Annotated in this window: 11 protein-coding genes; 5 read left to right on the top strand and 6 right to left on the bottom strand. The window is 61.0% G+C overall.

Features of this window, described 5'->3' with window-relative positions:
* Window positions 1-368: 368 nt before the first annotated feature.
* Window positions 369-1,607 (top strand): acyl-CoA dehydrogenase family protein, encoded by a 1,239-nt coding sequence (locus M1E04_RS12835; protein ID WP_456293192.1) that lies wholly within the window; start codon window positions 369-371, stop codon window positions 1,605-1,607.
* Window positions 1,608-1,711: 104 nt separating this feature from the next.
* On the opposite strand, the gene M1E04_RS12840 is transcribed toward M1E04_RS12835, so the two are convergent.
* The 4 genes from M1E04_RS12840 to M1E04_RS12855 form a co-directional block, all read right to left on the bottom strand.
* Window positions 1,712-2,413: an MlaA family lipoprotein gene (locus M1E04_RS12840; RefSeq protein ID WP_456291426.1), complete on the bottom strand. Its 702-nt coding sequence runs from the start codon at window positions 2,411-2,413 to the stop codon at window positions 1,712-1,714.
* A gap of 105 nt (window positions 2,414-2,518) precedes the next feature.
* Complete coding sequence (locus tag M1E04_RS12845) at window positions 2,519-3,913, bottom strand: efflux transporter outer membrane subunit (protein ID WP_296308413.1); 1,395 nt, start codon at window positions 3,911-3,913, stop codon at window positions 2,519-2,521.
* The gene (locus tag M1E04_RS12850) at window positions 3,910-7,044 is read right to left on the bottom strand and encodes an efflux RND transporter permease subunit (RefSeq protein WP_192131567.1); all 3,135 of its coding nucleotides are present in this window, start codon (window positions 7,042-7,044) and stop codon (window positions 3,910-3,912) included. The genes M1E04_RS12845 and M1E04_RS12850 overlap by 4 nt, the downstream gene beginning before the upstream one ends.
* A gap of 2 nt (window positions 7,045-7,046) precedes the next feature.
* Window positions 7,047-8,231: an efflux RND transporter periplasmic adaptor subunit gene (locus tag M1E04_RS12855; protein ID WP_192131565.1), complete on the bottom strand. Its 1,185-nt coding sequence runs from the start codon at window positions 8,229-8,231 to the stop codon at window positions 7,047-7,049.
* Window positions 8,232-8,374: 143 nt separating this feature from the next.
* Here M1E04_RS12855 and baeS point away from each other — a divergent pair, with 143 nt between their 5' ends.
* Together baeS and M1E04_RS12865 are read left to right on the top strand one after the other, a co-directional pair.
* Window positions 8,375-9,760: a sensor histidine kinase efflux regulator BaeS gene (gene baeS, locus M1E04_RS12860; RefSeq protein WP_192131563.1), complete on the top strand. Its 1,386-nt coding sequence runs from the start codon at window positions 8,375-8,377 to the stop codon at window positions 9,758-9,760.
* A 3-nt stretch (window positions 9,761-9,763) separates the two neighbouring features.
* On the top strand, window positions 9,764-10,447 hold the full coding sequence (locus tag M1E04_RS12865) for a response regulator (protein WP_065991678.1): 684 nt from the start codon (window positions 9,764-9,766) through the stop codon (window positions 10,445-10,447).
* A 27-nt stretch (window positions 10,448-10,474) separates the two neighbouring features.
* Here M1E04_RS12865 and M1E04_RS12870 read toward each other — a convergent pair whose 3' ends face one another.
* Both M1E04_RS12870 and M1E04_RS12875 read right to left on the bottom strand, forming a co-directional pair.
* On the bottom strand, window positions 10,475-11,974 hold the full coding sequence (locus M1E04_RS12870) for a chemotaxis protein CheW (protein ID WP_456291427.1): 1,500 nt from the start codon (window positions 11,972-11,974) through the stop codon (window positions 10,475-10,477).
* The gene (locus M1E04_RS12875; RefSeq protein WP_192131559.1) at window positions 11,971-13,737 is read right to left on the bottom strand and encodes a methyl-accepting chemotaxis protein; all 1,767 of its coding nucleotides are present in this window, start codon (window positions 13,735-13,737) and stop codon (window positions 11,971-11,973) included. Before M1E04_RS12875 ends, M1E04_RS12870 begins: the two co-directional genes overlap by 4 nt.
* Window positions 13,738-14,301: 564 nt before the next feature.
* On the opposite strand from M1E04_RS12875, the gene M1E04_RS12880 reads away from it, so the two are divergent.
* Together M1E04_RS12880 and M1E04_RS12885 are read left to right on the top strand one after the other, a co-directional pair.
* The gene (locus M1E04_RS12880) at window positions 14,302-16,548 is read left to right on the top strand and encodes a putative bifunctional diguanylate cyclase/phosphodiesterase (RefSeq protein WP_192131557.1); all 2,247 of its coding nucleotides are present in this window, start codon (window positions 14,302-14,304) and stop codon (window positions 16,546-16,548) included.
* Between the two features lie 355 nt (window positions 16,549-16,903).
* A complete protein-coding gene (locus M1E04_RS12885) occupies window positions 16,904-18,043 on the top strand; it encodes a glutathione-independent formaldehyde dehydrogenase (RefSeq protein WP_192174678.1) in 1,140 nt (379 codons plus the stop codon).
* Window positions 18,044-18,094 lie beyond the last annotated feature (51 nt).

An 18,094-nucleotide genomic window follows, 5' to 3' on the forward strand; every position in this document is an offset into this window, starting at 1 on the left:
CCGGCGTGGTCGCCAAGTACGGTGTGTCTACCTGCCTGGTGAGGAAATAGCAGCAACTGTGCCAGCTGTTTATACCCAGCCTTTTCAATACGTTACGACCGGCCCATATCTTTATTCGACGTTTGGCAAACAACGTTTTGCTGAACAGGTGTTTCCAGGCAAACAGTTGTCTTTACCGCACGCCGTGAAAAGGTGTCGCGGGGCAGCCAGCGAAACAGCACAACTGTTGATGCATCAACTGCAGCGTCTGTGGATTCAACGGATTAACCGCGATGACTCGGCTATTTATGTTTCGGCATGGTGCATGCACATCGGATGTATTTAACGCCGTTACCACCGAGCGGCTTTCATCATCACGGGAGTTCCCCATGCCTGACACGCCAAACAATCCGCTTTCTCTGGGCACCGACTACGAAGCACTCGCCAATCGTTTTCGGCCGTTGTTCCAGCACATTGCAGCGGGCACCGTTGAGCGAGAAAACGCTCGTACTCTCCCATACCAGCCCATCAAGTGGCTCAAACAGGCCGGGTTCGGTGCTGTGCGCGTGCCGAGGGAATATGGCGGCGCCGGCGCTTCTGTTGAGCAGCTGTTCCAGTTGCTGATCGAACTGGCCGAAGCCGACTCCAACATTCCGCAGTCCCTGCGCGGCCATTTTGCCTTCGTCGAAGATCAACTGAATTCGCCCCCGACGGCCGAACGCGACGCATGGTTTCGGCGCTTCGTTGAAGGCGATTTAGTGGGTAACGCCTGGACAGAAACAGGCGATGTAAAGCTCGGTGAAGTCATCACCAAAGCGACTCCGGACGGAGCGCAGTTTCGTTTAAGCGGCAAAAAATACTACAGCACCGGCAGTCTGTTTTCTGACTGGATCGATGTGTACGCGCAGCGTTCCGACACTGGGGCGGACGTGATTGCGGTCGTGAATGCCCGTCATGCCGGCGTACAACAAAGTGATGATTGGGACGGTTTTGGACAACGCACTACCGGCAGCGGGACCACAGTGTTCAATAACGTGCCGATTCCCGCTGCACACATCATCCCCTTTGAAAACCGTTTCAACTATCAAACCGCGTTCTACCAACTGGTGTTGCTCGCCGTATTGGCGGGCACAGGTCGGGCGATAGAACGCGACATTACCCAGCAGATCCGTGAGCGCACACGGGTTTACAGCCACGGCAATGCCAGCCGCGTGAGCGCCGATGTTCAGATCCAACAAGTGGTCGGTCAGATTTCCGCGCAGGTCTACGCTGCACAGGCAACAACCCTTCGCTCTGCAAGGCCGTTGCAGCAGGCCTACGAGGCTCGCTTTTCGGGGAATGCCGAGGCGGCACGAGCGGCGAACATTGCAGCGGAAATCGAAACGGCAAAAGCACAGGTCATCGTCCCTGACCTGATTCTGCGAGCCGCTACCGACCTGTTCAATGCGCTTGGCGCCTCAGGCATCAGCGTCAATAAAGCCCTGGATCGACACTGGCGTAATGCGCGGACCGTCGCGTCCCATTACCCGCTTATTTACAAGGCCAAGATCGTCGGTGACTGGAGTATCAACGGCACCGAGCCACCCTATGTCTGGCAAATCGGTCAGGGAGAGCCCAAGGCCAGTTGAAAGGGTTGTTCCCAGCCAGGGATTTCGATCCCTGGCCTTAAATCTGGCAAGCCCGTTGCGGTGCCTCATCGTGGCAGGCGCCGTTTTGCGGGTCGTCCAGCGGATCAAAAGTCATCCTGCACCTCTCCCCCGTTGATCTTGAACGCTCGGGTTTGCAGATAGACGCTTCGGATGAAGTTGTACTTGTCGCCGGTGATGAGCTTTTCAGACTTCAGGTATTGAGCCCGTCCGTCGATGATGCTCGCGCCATAAAGGCTATTACGCGTTGGGACGTCGCCGATGTAGCGAATCGGGTTGGCGTAGGCATCGGGGAGGATCGCCGGTGCATCGCGCAGTGTGCTCGGCCCCAGCAACGGCAGCACCAGGTACGGGCCGCTCGCGACACCCCAGCGACCGAGGGTTTGGCCAAAGTCCTCGTCACTGCGAGGCAAGCCCATCGGCGTTGCAACGTCGATCAAGCCCGCCAGGCCAATCGTGCTGTTGAACAAAAATCGACTCGTATCAACGCCGGCGCTGTGAAACCGGGCTTGCAGCAGATTGTTGGCCAGATTTTTCACCTCACCCAGATTGTTCAACACGTTGTGAATCCCGTCCCGGACAAGGTGGGGGGTGACGAATTGGTACGCTTGAGCCAGGGGTTTGAGCGCATACGTGTCCAGCGTGTCGTTGAACGAAAACACAGGCCGGTTGAAACCTTCCCATGGGTCCGTTTCCGGATCCGCATGGCAAAGCGGTGAAACGGTGATCAGGCAGGCGCAGGTGAGCCCTTGAAGGCGACGGCTGAGTGCGGAACGAAAAGCGCACATATTTATTCCCCAGTGAGTGAAGTAACCCGATTTGTGGTGCGCACGCCGTTCCATCGCTGCGGTTGTTGTGTGTGTGCACGTGGCAGCGGCGTTTCGCCGTCACCCTCAGTACCAGCCGCCCCCCAGCACTTTGTACAAGGTGATGCGGTTGCTCTGCTCGGTCAGGCGCAGCGTGATCAGGTCTTGCTGGGCGCTGTAGAGCGAGCGTTGTGCATCCAGGGCTTCGAGGTAGCTTTTCGAGCCACCGCGATACAGCGCATCCGAGAGTTCGAAGCTTTTGCGGCTGGCGTCGGTCAGCGCCTGTTGCGCGGCGATACGGCGATCCAGGGTACTGCGCACGGCCAGCGCGTCAGCCACTTCACGGAACGCGGTCTGCAGGGTTTGCTGATAGGTCTGCACCTGAATGTCACGTTCGACCTTGGCCGAATCCAGGGTCGCGCGGTGACTTCCCCCGTTGAAAATGGGCACGCTGATGCTCGGCGCAAAGGTCCAGGCCCCGCTGCCGGCTTTGAACAGGCCGGCCAGCGCAGCGCTGGATGAGCCGGCGCTGGCGGTCAGGGTGATGCTGGGGTAGAACGCCGCACGGGCCGCGCCAATGTCGATGTTGGCGGACCTGAGCGTGTGCTCCGCCGACAACACATCCGGGCGTTGTTGCAACAGGCTGGAGGGCAAGCCCGGCGGAATGTCCACCAACACCGCCGCCGACTCCATGTGCGTACCCGGCAGGAGCGCGTCAGGCACATCACTGCCCACCAGCAGGCGCAAGGCGTTGCGGTCCTGCAGAATCTCGCTCTCATAGAAGGCCACATCGCCCCGTGCCGTTTCGACCGTGGTCTGGGCCTGTGCCACGGCCAACTCCGCAGACCCGCCCAAGGCATAGCTGCGCTGGGTCAGGTCGTAGGTGGCCAACTGGCTGGTGAGGGTTTCCCGGGCCAACAGCAACCGTTCGTTGTCGGCGGCCAATGTCAGCCAGGCCGTGGCGACCTCGGCCACCAGGCTGATTTGCGTGCTGCGCCGGGTCTCCGTCAGCGCCAGGTAGTCTTCCAGCGCTTCGTCACGCAGGTTGCGGACCCGGCCAAACACGTCCAGCTCATAACTGCTCAGCCCCAGTTCGGCGCTGTAATCGTGGGTGGTGACCGCTGAGCCGGAATTGGACAGCCCACCCGGCGTGCGGCTGTGGGTGCCGCTGACGCTTGCGTCAATGGCAGGAAACAGGTCCGCGCGCTTGATGCGGTATTGCGCCCGGGCCTTTTCGACGTTCAGGCTGGCCAGGCGCAAGTCGCGATTATTGGCCAGCGCCAGGCTCTGCACCTGTGCCAGGCGACGGTCAGTGAAAAACTGCTGCCATTTGATGTCTGCGCTCACCTGCCCTTTTGGCAGGCTGGCGGCTGGCAGCCATTGCTCGGAGACGGGCGCTTCAGGCCGCTCATACTGCGGCGCCAGATTCACGCAGCCGCCCAGGGCCAGGGCGGCCAGCAGAGGCCAGTGTGATTTGATCATGCATCACCTGTCGGGGCAGATTGGTTAGCGTTGCGTACGCGGCCAAAACGGCGGCGAATCAGCAAAAAGAACAGCGGTACAAAGAAGATGCCCAACGCCGTGGCGCTGAACATGCCGCCCAGCACGCCCGTGCCGATGGCCTGACGCCCGGCGGAGCCTGCGCCGGTACTCAAGGCCAGTGGCAACACGCCGAACATGAACGCCAGGGACGTCATCAGGATCGGCCGCAGGCGTTGCCGCACCGCGATCAGCGTGGCGTCGATGACGCTGTTGCCCTGCTCTTGCAGGTGCTTGGCGAACTCAACGATGAGGATCGCGTTTTTCGCGGCCAGCCCCACGGTGGTCAAGAGACCCACCTGGAAATACACGTCGTTGCTCAACCCGGCGACGCGGGTCGCCAGCACTGCACCGATCACCCCCAGGGGCACCACCAGAATCACCGAAAACGGCACCGACCAGCTCTCGTACAGCGCGGCCAGGCACAGGAACACAAACAACACCGATATCCCGTAGAGCAGCGGTGCCTGGGAGCCGGACAGCCGCAGTTGATAGGACTGCCCGGTCCACTCGTAGCCGATGCCTTGGGGCAATTGCCCGACGATGGCTTGCACCGCGTTCATCGCGTCCCCGGAACTGACCCCTGGCGCGGGATCGCCGACGATTTCCAGGGACGCATTACCGTTGTAGCGCTCCAGCAACGGCGAGCCGTAACTCCACGCGCTGCTGGCAAACGATGAGAACGGCACCATGTCGCCGTTGCTGTTGCGGACAAACCAATGATCAAGGTCCGCCGCCTGCATGCGTGAGGAGGCCTGCCCCTGCACATAGACTTTTTTCACTCGGCCCTGGTTGAGAAAGTCGTTCACATACGTACCGCCCAAGGCCGTCGACAAGGTGGCGTTGATGTCGCTGGTGCTCAGGCTCATGGCGCCAGCCTTGCGGTCGTCGATGCTGATCTTCAGCTGCGGCGCATCGTCCAGGCCATTGCTGCGAACCCCCTGCAGGCGCGGGTCCTTTCGGGCCAGTTCAAGCAACTTTTCCCGAGCCGCCACTAACGCATCATGGCCGAGACCGCCAAGGTCCTTGAGTTGCAGGTCGAAGCCCGAGCTCTGGCCCAGGCCGCGCACCGTTGGAGGCTGCATGACGAATGCGTCGGCATCACCGATGCTGGACAGCGCCATGGTCGCCCGCTGGGCAATCGAGGCCGCATCCTGGCCTGAGCTGCCACGCTCGGCCCAGTCCTTGAGGCGGATAAAGGCCCGCGCGGTATTCTGGCTGTTACCGCCCATGCCCAGCCCGCTGATGCTGATCATCGATTCGACTTCGGGCTGTTTGAGAATGTAGTCCTCGAACTGCTTGATCACGCTTTGCGTACGGCTGTCCGTCGCGCCTACCGGCAACTGGATCTGTGCCAGCAGAATTCCCTGGTCTTCGTCCGGCAGGAACGAGGTGGCCAGATTCATATAGCCCACCGCCATGACCACCAGCACCAGCCCATAGAGAAGCAAGCTGCGCCCCCACCGCCGCAACACCACACCGACCCAGCGCTCATAACCGGCACTGGCCCGTTCAAAGGTGCGGTTGAACCAGCCGAAGAACCCGCGCTGAGCACCCGGCGTCTTACCGTCGTGCGCTTTGAGCAGCGAAGCGCACAACGCGGGGGTCAGGGTCATGGCCACCAACACCGAGAGAACCATGGCCGAGACGATCGTCACGGAAAACTGCCGATAGATAATCCCGGTGGAGCCGCCGAAAAACGCCATGGGGATGAACACCGCACTCAGCACCAGGGTAATGCCGACCAGTGCACTGCTGATTTCACTCATCGATTGTCGCGTGGCGGCCATGGGCGACATCCCCTCGCCCATCAACCGCTCGACGTTTTCCACCACCACGATGGCGTCGTCCACCAGCAAGCCGATCGCCAGGACCATGGCGAACATGGTCAGGGTGTTGATCGAGTAGCCGAACAGCGACAACACGCCGAACGTGCCCAACAGCACCACCGGCACGGTAATCGCCGGTATCAGCGTGGCGCGCAGGTTCTGCAGGAACAGAAACATGATCAACACCACCAGCACGATCGCCTCGCCCAGGGCCTTGACCACCTCCTCGATGGACAGGCTCACAAAGGGCGTGGTGTCGTAGGCAATCACGTTCTTCAACTGCATTTCTGTGGGGTAGAACGGCTCCATTTCCTGAAGCTTGGCCTTGACCGCGTCGCCGACGCTCAGCGCGTTGGCGCCTGCCGCCAGTTGCACGCCCATGGCCGCAGCGGGCTTGCCGTTGAGCGCCGTACTGATGTCGTAGCTTTCACTGCCCAACTCCAGGGTCGCGACGTCGCCCAGCAGGACCACGGCCCCATCGCTGTCGGACTTGACCACCACGTTGCGAAACTCGTCGACGGTTTGCAGTTTGCTGCGGGCGCTGATGGTGGCGTTCAACTGCTGCCCCTTGACGGCCGGCAAGGCACCGAGCTGGCCGGCAGAGACTTCGGTGTTCTGCGCCTCCAGGGCACTGCTGACGTCCGAAGGCATCAGCGCGTATTTTTCCAGCAGCGCAGGGTCCAGCCAGATACGCATGGCGTAGCCTGATCCCAGCGTCTGCACGTCGCCGACACCGTCTATCCGGCTGATCGAGTCCAGCAAGGTGGTGGAGATGTAATCACCGATCTGGGTGCCCGTGACACTGGGGTCGGCCGACGCTAGCGCGACAATCATCAAAAAGTCCGAGCCGCCCTTGGTCACCGTCAGCCCTTCGCTTTGCACCGTTTGCGGCAGTCTTGATTCGGCTTGTTGCAGCTTGTTCTGCACCTGCATCTGGGCGACATCCGGGTCGGTGCCGGCGGTAAAGGTCAAACTGATGCTGGCGCTGCCAGCCGAACTGCTGGTGGCCGACATGTAGGTCAGGTTATCCAGCCCCTTCATTTGCTGCTCGATGACCTGGGTCACCGAGTCTTCCACGGTTTTGGCCGAGGCCCCGGTGTACGTGGCGGAAATCTTGACGGTCGGCGGCGCGATATCCGGGTATTGCTCAAGGGGCAACTGGCTGATGGACAGGCCGCCGCCGAGCATGATCACGATGGCGATGACCCAGGCGAAAATCGGTCGATCAATGAAAAAGTGCGCCACGTTCAACCCTCCTTCACGGGGGTGGACGGTGTGGCTGCCTGATCACTCGCGTCCTGCACCTGGACGGCGGCACCGGCACGCACTTTTTGTCCGCCTTCGACGATCAATTGATCACCCGCCTTCAAGCCGCCCGTGACCCACCACTGATTACCGACGGCCCGATCGATGGTCAGCTCGCACTGTTGCACCTTGCCGTCCACCACCAGCAATGCCGTGGTCAGGCCGCTGGCGCTGCGGTTCACGGCTTTTTGCGGCACCAGAATGGCCTGGTCATTGCGCGCCTGCTCCAGCACCCCGCGGACATACATGCCCGGCAACAGCAGATGATCCGGGTTGGCGAATTCAGCCCGAAGGGTGACGGTGCCCGTGCCCTCGTTGACACTGACGCCGCTGACCTTGAGCCGCCCCTCGTGGGTGTAGGTGCTGCCATCGTCGAGTGTCAGGCTGATGCGTGCCTCGCCCTCGCCAGTGGACTGTAAGGCGCCGCTGGCCAGGTCACGCTTGAGCCGCAGCAGTTCGGTGGTCGACTGAGTCACATCCACATAGATCGGATCGAGTTGCTGCACCGTGGTCAATGCGCTGTCCTGATTGGCCACCACCAACGCCCCCGGGGTCACGGTGGAGGTTTCAATCCGGCCGCTGAACGGCGAGGTGATACGGGTGTAAGCCAGATTAATCCGGGCGGTCTGGACTTCGGCCTCGGCGACTTTTACGTCGGCGGCCGCCGTCAGCAAGGTCGCCTGAGCGTCTTCGTTGTCTTGCTGGCTGATGGCGTTGATTTTGACCAGCCCGGCGTTGCGCCTGGCCGTGGCCTGGGCTGAGTTGAGCGTGGCCCGGTACTTGGCCAGACTTGCCTGAGCCTGGGCCAGCGCGGCGGTATAGGTTGCCGGATCCAGTTGGTACAGCGGTTGTCCGGCCTTCACATCCGCGCCCTCGACAAACAGACGCCGCTGGACGATGCCACCGACCTGCGGACGAATCTGCGCCACCATGAAGGCCTGGGTGCGCCCCGCCAGCTCGGTGGTCAGCACCTGGCTCTGGGGTTGGATGGTGATCACCGAGACTTTCGGGATCACCGCTTCAGGGGCAGGTTCGCCGCCGGAGCAACCGCCCAGGATAACCAGAATGATCAGGGCCAGGAGAACCGCGGCGGTTACCAGGAATTTGGCGAGTATTTTCGTCGACATAGCTGCCTCTGCAAGACGGAATGGCTTGAGTCGGCGCCATCGTGCAAGGCAAATGTGCAGGAAAATTGAAGATTGCCCGGCCGGCTTGAATCTTTCTTTCGTGAGGGCCTAAATGCCCCATCCCTTCTTACCGGCCGCCCTCCATGAAGTTGAGCATCTCCACCAAGTTGTTTGTCGCCGTACTGGCCGGCGTGCTGCTGGTCATCCTGAGCATGGGCCTGGCGGCGAGCTGGAGTTTCGGGCGGGGCTTTCTGGGCTATCTCAATGAGCAGGCGCTGGACCGCATGGCGCCGGTGTTACCGCGCCTGGCCAGTGCCTACGCCCGTGAGGGGAACTGGGAATTCCTGCGCAACCAGCCGGACCGCTGGTTTGACATCATGCGGCCGGAACTCGGCGAGGATCCGTCGAAGAACGACTTGCGCACACCCCTGGCCTCGGACCTGACGGGCGCGCTGTTTCGCATCGCGTTGCTGGATCAACACAAAAAACGCGTGAACGGCTACCCGGACATCGGAAACGACGCCCTGTTACGCCCCATTGTGGTGGCGGATGAAACCGTCGGCTGGCTGGCCGTTACCCCGTTCCAGAGCGTGACGGAAGCCGGCGGCGAACGGTTCCAGCAATACCAGTTGCGCACCAGCCTGGTCATGGGGGCCTTTTCGCTGCTGCTGGCGATGCTGATTGCCTGGTGGATCGCGCGCACGTTGCTGGAGCCGGTCAAGCGGGTGGCCGCTGCCACGCATCGCCTGGCCAGCGGCGATTACAGCGGGCGGGTGGCGGTGGCGTCCAATGACGAGGTTGGCCAACTGGCCCGTGACTTCAATCAGCTCGCCTACACCCTGGAACGCAACGAACAGATGCGCCGCGAGTTCATGGCGGATGTGTCCCACGAGTTGCGCACCCCGCTGTCGGTATTGCGGGGTGAGCTGGAGGCCATCGAAGATGGCGTACGCACCCTCAACCAGGGGTCGATGAAGTCATTGCAGGGTGAGGTCAGCATGCTCAGCAAACTGGTGGACGACTTATACGAGCTGTCCCTAGCGGATGTCGGCGCGCTGACCTACCGAAAACAGCCCTGCGCACTCGATCAACTGTTGCAGGACAGCGTGTCGATGTTTCAGGAGCGCTTGAACGCCCGGCACTTGCGCGTTGAACTGGACCTGCCGTCCCAGCCCCTGGAACTGTCGGCCGATGCCAATCGCCTGCAGCAACTGTTTTCCAACCTGCTGGAAAACACCGTGCGCTACACCGACCCGAACGGGCTGATCCACATCCGGGCCGTCCTTGATCGCGACAACGTATGCATCGAATTCCTCGACTCCGGTCCCGGGGTGTCGGACGAGCAACTGCCACGCCTGTTCGAACGTTTCTATCGGGGCGAATCGTCCCGCGCCCGGGCCAGTGGCGGGGCCGGCCTGGGGCTGGCGATCTGTCACAGCATCGCCCTCGCCCACGGCGGCAGCCTCAGCGCCGCTCACTCGCCCCTCGGTGGGCTTTGGCTGACCCTGCATCTGCCACGGAACATCTGAACCATGACCGACGACTGCCCGATCCTGATCGTTGAAGACGAACCGAAGCTGGCCGCATTGCTGCAGGATTATCTGATCGCCGCGGGCTACCCGACTCGATGCCTGGATAACGGCTTGCAAGTGGTGCCGACCGTGCGCGCCCAGACACCGCGCTTGATTCTGCTCGACCTGATGCTGCCCGGGCGCGACGGTATGCAGGTCTGCCAGGACCTGCGCGGTTTCAGCGCCGTGCCGATCATCATGATCACCGCTCGCGTCGAAGAAGTGGACCGCCTCCGGGGCCTTGACCTGGGCGCGGACGACTATATCTGCAAGCCTTTCAGCCCCCGCGAGGTGGTGGCCCGGGTCAAAGCCATCCTGCGCCGCGGCCCGCAACTGCTGACCGGCGCTGCGCCGCGGCTGATCATTGATGACGCACAACACCGCGCGTCACTCAATGGTGTCGAGCTGGACCTGACACGCCTTGAACTGCGGTTGCTCAGCACGTTTGCGCGTTCGGCCGGCCGGGTCTTTTCCCGGGATCAACTGCTCGACAAGCTCTACTCCGACCACCGCGTAGTGACTGACCGTACGGTGGACAGCCATATACGCAACCTGCGGCGCAAGCTGGAGCAGGCCTGCCCTGGTGAGACGCCCATTGAATCGTTGTATGGCGTGGGCTACCGGTTTCAGCTCACTGATGCGTGAAGCGTCAGCGAGGCAAATGCCCCTGGCTTACCCCGCGAGGCGCTGGGTCTGCACCTCAGTCCCGGTCATCTCCAACCCTCTGACGATGTTGCTCAGATTGATCAGCGTCATCCAGCGGACCTGATCACCCTTGCCGATACTCACCAGGCTGCGCATGCGGTCATTGACTGAACCCCGGATGCTTGCGCCGTGCTCCCAACCCTCGGGGTGCTCGGAGGCCGGATGGGTGAAGGTTTCGATGGAGTCGGTCCGGTTGACCACCAGCCCGAAGCTATGACGTTCGCCCTTGACCAGCAGCACCCGCTCCAGCGTATTGCCGGGAGGTGTTGTGCCTTCAATCAAGCTGCTCAGGCAAACCAGCGGGATCTGCTCGCCCCGCAAATTGAAACTGCCCAGCAGATGCGTCTCTTCTTGCGCAAACCGCACGAAGTGCTCGGGCATGTCGAGGATTTCCAGCACTTGATCAAGGGGCACCACGAACGGCTGGGCCGCCTGGAACACCAGGCAGGTCTGGTTCATCTGCATGAGACGAGAACCCGGCGCGTCCTGGCTGGACGGGCTGGTCTGATAGATCCTGGCGAAACTGAGCGTCTCCTTGCGCTCGAGCAACTCGCGGTACTCAAGCAACAACGCCTGCTCTCCGTTCTCCAGCCCGACAACGCCGGCAAACAGGCCCGGCTCCCGTAACCCATAGCGGGGCAACGGCAGGATTTCGTGAGCACGCTTGCGCACAATCGAAATCATCCGGTCGTACACCAGCCCGATGCGATAGCCTTCTCGCGAAGTCAGCACCAGCAACTGGTTCTGGTTCTGGTTCTGGGCCGCCTGCGCCGTCGCCGGGGAATCAATGCCCAGTACCCGGTTCAGGCTCAAGGCAGGCACATCAATGCCACGGCGGTTGACGACGCCCAGGCAATAATCCCCACCCAATTTGCTTGGCAGCATGTCCGGGCGGTCCACCAGCTCGGTAATCGCCCTCGCGTCCAGCGCATAGCGCTTTCCTTCGCACTCAAACAACAGCAAGTGATGCAGCTCCCGGGACGGATCCTGAACCTCCACCGTGTCGCAGACGTCCCTGGACTGCGCAGTCAACACCTGGGGCAAACCGCACAGCGCGTCCAGGTCGAGCCGGTAAATCATTCGCTCATTTTCCACCAGCACGAGTTCTGGCAGCAGCACGACCGCGGTGCCCTCGCCGCCGAGACGGCACAGGTTTCGCACTTCGACTTTCATCACGTCACTGACGCCGCTGACCGCAATGCCCAGGCGCCGGCCTTGATGGTTGACGATGGCAACCATCTCCAACGGATCATGGCAGGAGACGTCATGCGCACCCAGCAACGACCGCAGCTCAATCAGTGGCAGGGCCTTGCCGCGCAGGCTGAACATGCCAAGCAAGGCGCCGCCCTGCAGCGGATGAGGCTGCAGCCGCGCGGGCCAGTTGATCACCTGCTCCAGTGCCTGGGCGTCAATCGCGACTTCCAGCCCGCCCAGCCTGACTACCCCAAACGCAAGGGCCTCGCTCATAGGCTTTCAACCTGGACCGGGGCGCTCAAGCCCTTGCCCAACCCGGTCGCCAGCTTGATACGGTTGAGCTCGCCGATCAGTTCCGATACCCGCTCAGCCAGGTGATGCTGTTCCTGCGTGGCGGCACCGATGGTACTCATCGCACCATTGGTCTTTTCGACCCCGGCCACGATCCGCTCGAACGCACTGCCCGCGCTGCGGGAGATCTCGCTGCCGGAATTGATGCGGCGAACCGTCTCCTGGATCAATTTGTTGATTTTGGTGGTGGCGTGGGAAGACTTTTCAGCCAGCTTGCGCACCTCATCGGCCACCACTGAAAAGCCCAGACCGTGCTCACCCGCCCGTGCCGCCTCAATCGCGGCGTTGAACGCCAGCATGTTGGTCTGACCGGCGATGGTACTGATCACCTCAATGATTTCCTGGATGTCCTCAGCCGATTTGCCGATGGTGTCCATCGCTGCGGACGCCTCGTTGAGGGTCTGGGAACCACGCTGAGCTTCATCCTGGGTAATGCGTGCCTGATCGTTGGCGTCGCCGGTGGTTTTGACCACCTCGGCAATGGCGTCCATCAGACGGGTGACTGACTCATCCATGGCCTGGGTCTTGGCTTCAATGGCTTCTTCCAGCTCGACCTGAGCGGTAATGTCGGTGGCGAACTTGACCACCTTGTAGGGTTGCCCCGTCGCGTTGAACACCGGGTTATAGGTCGCTTGAATCCAGATTTTCTGGCCGTACTTGCTGATGCGCATGAAGCGCCCGGTGAAGAATTTGCCGCTGCTGAGTGCGCCCCAGAATTCCCGGTAAGGCGTGGTTTTGACGTACTCGGGTTCACAAAACAGCGAATGGTGGCGGTTCTTCAATTCCTCCATCCGGTACCCCACCAGATCCAGAAAGTTAGCGTTGGCCGAGAGGATATTGCCGCTCAGGTCGAACTCGATCACGCCCTGGGCGCGGTTAATGGCGTTGACCTTGCCTTCGTGCTCCATCGTGCGAAGTTTGGTCTCGGTCACATCGGTGGCGAACTTGACGATCTTGTAGGTCTGGCCCTGGGCATCGAGAATCGGATTATAGGACGCTTGAATCCAGACATCCCGACCGTCTTTGCTCAGGCGCTTGTACTCGTTGGAGTCGTACTCGCCTTTGCCCAGCTTCTCCCAAAATTCGCGGTACACCAGAGAAGCTGCGTATTCCGGCTCACAAAACATGCGGTGGTGCTGGCCCACGACTTCATCCAGCGTGTAGCCCATGGCCGAGAGAAACTTGCTGTTGGCGGTCAATACATAGCCCTCAGGGGAGAACTCGATCAACGCCTGGGAGCGCTCGATCGCCTCGATTTTGCCTTCCCACTCGGCATTGCGATTGCGCACTTCAGTGACGTCGCTGGCGAATTTGACGATCTTGAATGGCTTGCCGTTATTGTCCATCACTGGATTGTAAGTGGCCTGCAGCCAGATCTGGCGCCCGTCCTTGGCCTGACGCTGGTACTGGCCGGCGTCAAATTTGCCGGTGCCCAGCTTCTCCCAGAACATCAGGTATTCCTTGCTGGTCGCATAGTCGGGCATGCAAAACAGCCGGTGATGGCGCCCGCGAATTTCATCGAGGTCGTAGCCCATGCAGTCGAGAAAATTCTGGTTGGCGTACAGCACATTGCCCTGCAGATCGAATTCGATGACGGCTTGGGAGCGGTCAATCGCGCTCAGCAGAGAATTCAGGTCGGCGCCGGTTTGGGCGAGTTCTGCAGTGGCATTGGATTTATTGTTCATGGCGCAGGTCCGCTAGCTAAATGATGTTGAGTGGGCGGGGCTCCTTCCCTGAAAAGCGTTAGGCGACCGCTGTTTTTTATCCGCGAAACGCCTCGGACAGAGGCGCGCTCAGGCCGGACTTACGGGTGCTCGCCTTGGATTAAACGTTTCAGATATTCGATCGGCAGCGGATGCCATGAACTTTAGCGAGGGTTGTACATTTATTTAATGCTGTATAGGTTTGAACCTTCGTCGCGGAAGACAAGACCGTCCCAAAGACGGAGCGTTTAGCTGTCCAGCGCGTGGTAGTGTCTTCGCTGCAACCACGCATGGAGCGATATTTTCCATCGAGCCCGCCTACGATGATGTCATAGTGAAATCGCGGAGTGGCCACCCCTTGGTCACTTCCTCATTTCGCGCAGATTGTTTGCCACAGGGTCCTGTTGAACTTCGTCGCCACGCCGATACCGAAAGTGCTAACCGGCGCCAGGTGCACACGCTCTACTGCGCGGCTGCTACTGGTTCCCGATCTCTACGCGTGTCGAATGTCCACCTGGTACATCGTCCCTCTTTCAGGTAATGCATATGGCCGGCAAGGCTCATCTCGGTTTGAAGAATCATGAAGTGTTGGGTCATTTCCTGGACGCGGCTTCCCACCTGACCGGGGCGACCGGCGCCATCCTGATCGTGCGAGACCAAGAGCAGTGGCGCACCGTGGCGACCTACGGCACGGCACCGGAGGTGCGCGCAGACGAAATCACCGGTGGATGGCTGAAGATGGTGTTGTCCTACGGCGACGTCGTCGACGTTGGCGAGGCCATGCCCGCTGATGCCGCGCTGCCTGCCGGCCTGGATCGCGTGGTCAACGAGTCGCTGGTCTGCGTCGCCATTCGCGATGGCAACGCCGCCCTGACCGGCGCGGTCTTGATGACGATCCCCCTTCCCCACAAACGTCTCAGCGCCGCGCACATCTATGGCGTGCAGACCCATGCGGCCGATCTCTACGACTCCCTCAAGTTGACCCCGACACAGGCGGTCGGCGGATCAGCGGTCATCGAGCGCCTGCGCTTGCTGGAGTCGGTGGTGGTCAACGCGAAGGACGCCATCCTGATCACCGAAGCCGAACCCATCGATCTGCCCGGCCCGCGCATCGTGTATTGCAATCCGGCGTTCCTCACCACCACCGGGTTCAGCCTGGAAGAAGTCATGGGGAAGACGCCCCGGATTCTGCAGTGCGCCGAGACTGACCGCGCCACGCTTCAGCAGATCAGGGACGCGCTGCAGCGCTGGGATCCCGTCGAGGTCGAGCTGATCAACACCCGTCGTGACGGCACCAAGTTCTGGGTGCAGCTCAGTATCGTACCGGTCGCCAACGAGAAAGGCTGGTTCACCCATTGGGTTTCCGTGCAGCGCGACATCACAGAACGTAAAGACGCAGAGCAGAATTTTCGCCAGGCCCAGCTTGATCGTGAGGAGCGCGTGGCGCTCGAGTCACGGCTGATCGAGCGGGAGCGCATTCAGGACGAACTGTCCTACGCAGCGTTCCACGACGAGTTGACGAGGCTCAAGAACCGCGGCTATTTCATGGCCCGCATCCATTCGGCCTTGAGCAAGGGGAACGCCGATCAACCCGGCGCGGCCACGGTGGTGTACCTGGATCTGGACCGATTCAAATACGTCAACGACGGTATGGGGCATCATGCGGGCGACATCTTGCTCAAGAGCGTTGCAGAACGCCTGAGCGAGTGCATTGATCCCTCGGCGGTGATCGCCCGCATCGGTGGCGACGAGTTCGCGATCCTGCTGACCGACGAAGGCCATCAGGAACAGGCCATCGAGACGGCCAAGCGCGTGACCCACGCCCTGAGCCTGCCGACCGCCATCGACGGGCAACAGCTCTTTATCTCCTGCAGCATTGGCATTGCGACGCTGGACGTTCAGCACACCACCGCCGAAGACCTGATCCGTGACGCGGACGTGGCCATGTACGCCGCCAAAAAGAAAGGCCGTGGCAGCTGGGCCGTCTTCGACCTTTCGATGCGCCAGGCCTCGATTGACCTGCTGGTGATGCAGAATGCGCTCAAGCACGCGATAACCCGGGACGAGTTCTATCTGGTCTACCAGCCGATCTTCTCCATCACCACTGAAACGATTGTGGGCGTTGAAGCATTGGTCAGGTGGCGCCACCCGACCCTGGGGATTGTCGCCCCTGATGTGTTCATCAGCGTCGCCGAAGACATTGGCGTCATTTGCAATCTGGGTCAGTGGGTCATGCGCAACGCCTGTCGCGAGGTCAAGAAGTGGGCTGCCGCCACCGGTTCGGGCGGCATCAAGCTGAACGTCAACGTGTCAGGGGTCGAGCTCAACCGCAAAGACTTCGCCCTTCAGGTCGCCGAGATCATCGCAGAGACCGGGTTCGATGCCCGTGCCTTGCAGATCGAGATCACCGAGTCAGTGTTCCTGCATGAACCGGAGATGGTCGCCAAGACCCTCGAAGACCTTCGCGCCCAGGGTATCCGGATTGCGCTGGACGATTTCGGCACCGGCTACAGCTCCCTGGGCTACATCGACCGCTACCCCATTGACGCCATCAAGATCGATCGGTCATTCGTCACGCGCATGATGAAACATGAGCGCAGCGTCGCCATCGTCAAAAGTATCCTGTCCCTGGGCGAGGCGCTGGACCTGGCAATTGTTGCCGAGGGCGTCGAAACCCTCGGCCAACTCGATCAGCTCAGGGAGCTGGACTGCCCTTATGCTCAGGGTTTTCTGCTCAGCCCACCGGTGCTTCCCGAGGAAGTTCTGGCATTGCTGGTTGCGAGCAGGCGATGACTGGGCGCCGGCGCTGACCTCCTGAGTGCCCGCAGTCTGTCTGCGCAGGACCGGTTTCAGCCGCACAATCGCTCAGGCTTCTCACACGGTGTCGTCGACCACACCGCCGTCGACCCGCAGCAGGGTTTCAACGCCAGGTGGGGAGACCGAGCTCACCCTGTTGGACCTGCCACGGCTTGCATAGACGCCGTGATGTTTTTGGCCATCGACTGGCCACAAACCCCGTCACAGAGCCTTTTGCCAGCATTTACCGTTCGTCACTCCCGGCCAATCTCTTTGAACGACAGGCCGGCACGGTCGTACTAAATCTGGCGCATATATGTCCCTATCTGCACCTCATTCTTCTGGAGAACCCATGAAAGCCATTATTTACAACGGTCCTTACGACGTCAGCGTTCAGAACGTTCCCGATGCCAAAATCGAAAAAGCGACCGATGTCCTGGTCCGCATTACCACGACCAACATTTGTGGGTCCGACCTGCACATGTACGAAGGCCGCACCAGCTTCGAGACGGGCCGGATTCTGGGTCACGAGAACCTGGGTGAAGTCATCGAAGTGGGCGCTGCGGTCGATCGCGTGAAAGTGGGCGATATGGTCTGCCTGCCGTTCAACATCGGCTGTGGGTTCTGCGAAAACTGCGAGCGTGGTCTCACCGGCTACTGCCTGACCGTCAACCCCGGCAGTGCTGGGGGCGCGTATGGTTTTGCCGAGATGGGGCCTTACGAGGGCGGCCAGGCCGAACTGCTGCGCGTGCCGTATGGCGACTTCAACTGCCTGGTGCTGCCTGAAGATGCCAAGGAGAAAGAAGACGACTACGTCATGCTGTCGGACATCCTGCCTACCGGCTGGCACGCGACTGAATTGTCCGGCCTGCTGCCAGGTGAGAGCATCGCCATTTACGGCGCAGGCCCGGTCGGGCTGATGGCGGCCCATGCCGCGATGATCAAAGGTGCCTCACAAGTCTTTGTGGTCGACAACCACCCAGACCGTCTCGCCCTGGCAGCCAAACTGGGCGCCACGCCGATCAACACGGCACAGACCCAGGCGGTTGAGCAGATCATGAACCTGACCAACGGCAAAGGCACGGACCGTGGCTGCGAATGCGTGGGTTATCAGTGCTGCGACAAGCACGGTCATGAAGCCAATCACGAAACCATGAACAACCTGGTGGCCTCCACCAAGCCCACCGGCGGTATCGGTGTCGTGGGTGTCTTCGTGCCGCAGGACCCGAACGCTGCGAGCGATCTGGCGAAGGAAGGCAAAATGGCCTTCGACTTCGGCTCCTTCTGGTTCAAGGGTCAGCAGATCCGTACCGGCCAGGCCAACGTCAAGGCGTACAACCGTCGCCTCGCCGAGCTGATTCACCACGACCGTGCCAAGCCGTCGCAGATCATCTCCCATAGCCTGAAGCTGTCCGAAGGTCCGGACGCCTACAAGCACTTTGATCAGCGCGACGACGGCTGGACCAAAGTGGTGCTCAAGCCTTCGGCGTAACGCTGCAGGGTAATAGGTCGACGTCACGCGTTGACAGGCGATCGGGACCGG

This window comes from Pseudomonas sp. AK106 (genome assembly GCF_053903055.1).

Coding starts and splice junctions, on each gene's coding strand:
- M1E04_RS12885 (WP_192174678.1), top strand. CDS start 16,904: ATGAAAGCCATTATTTACAACGGTCCTTACGACGTCAGCGTTCAGAAC.
- baeS (WP_192131563.1), top strand. CDS start 8,375: ATGAAGTTGAGCATCTCCACCAAGTTGTTTGTCGCCGTACTGGCCGGC.
- M1E04_RS12835 (WP_456293192.1), top strand. CDS start 369: ATGCCTGACACGCCAAACAATCCGCTTTCTCTGGGCACCGACTACGAA.
- M1E04_RS12870 (WP_456291427.1), bottom strand. CDS start 11,974: ATGAGCGAGGCCCTTGCGTTTGGGGTAGTCAGGCTGGGCGGGCTGGAA.
- M1E04_RS12875 (WP_192131559.1), bottom strand. CDS start 13,737: ATGAACAATAAATCCAATGCCACTGCAGAACTCGCCCAAACCGGCGCC.
- M1E04_RS12840 (WP_456291426.1), bottom strand. CDS start 2,413: ATGTGCGCTTTTCGTTCCGCACTCAGCCGTCGCCTTCAAGGGCTCACC.
- M1E04_RS12865 (WP_065991678.1), top strand. CDS start 9,764: ATGACCGACGACTGCCCGATCCTGATCGTTGAAGACGAACCGAAGCTG.
- M1E04_RS12880 (WP_192131557.1), top strand. CDS start 14,302: ATGGCCGGCAAGGCTCATCTCGGTTTGAAGAATCATGAAGTGTTGGGT.
- M1E04_RS12855 (WP_192131565.1), bottom strand. CDS start 8,231: ATGTCGACGAAAATACTCGCCAAATTCCTGGTAACCGCCGCGGTTCTC.
- M1E04_RS12845 (WP_296308413.1), bottom strand. CDS start 3,913: ATGATCAAATCACACTGGCCTCTGCTGGCCGCCCTGGCCCTGGGCGGC.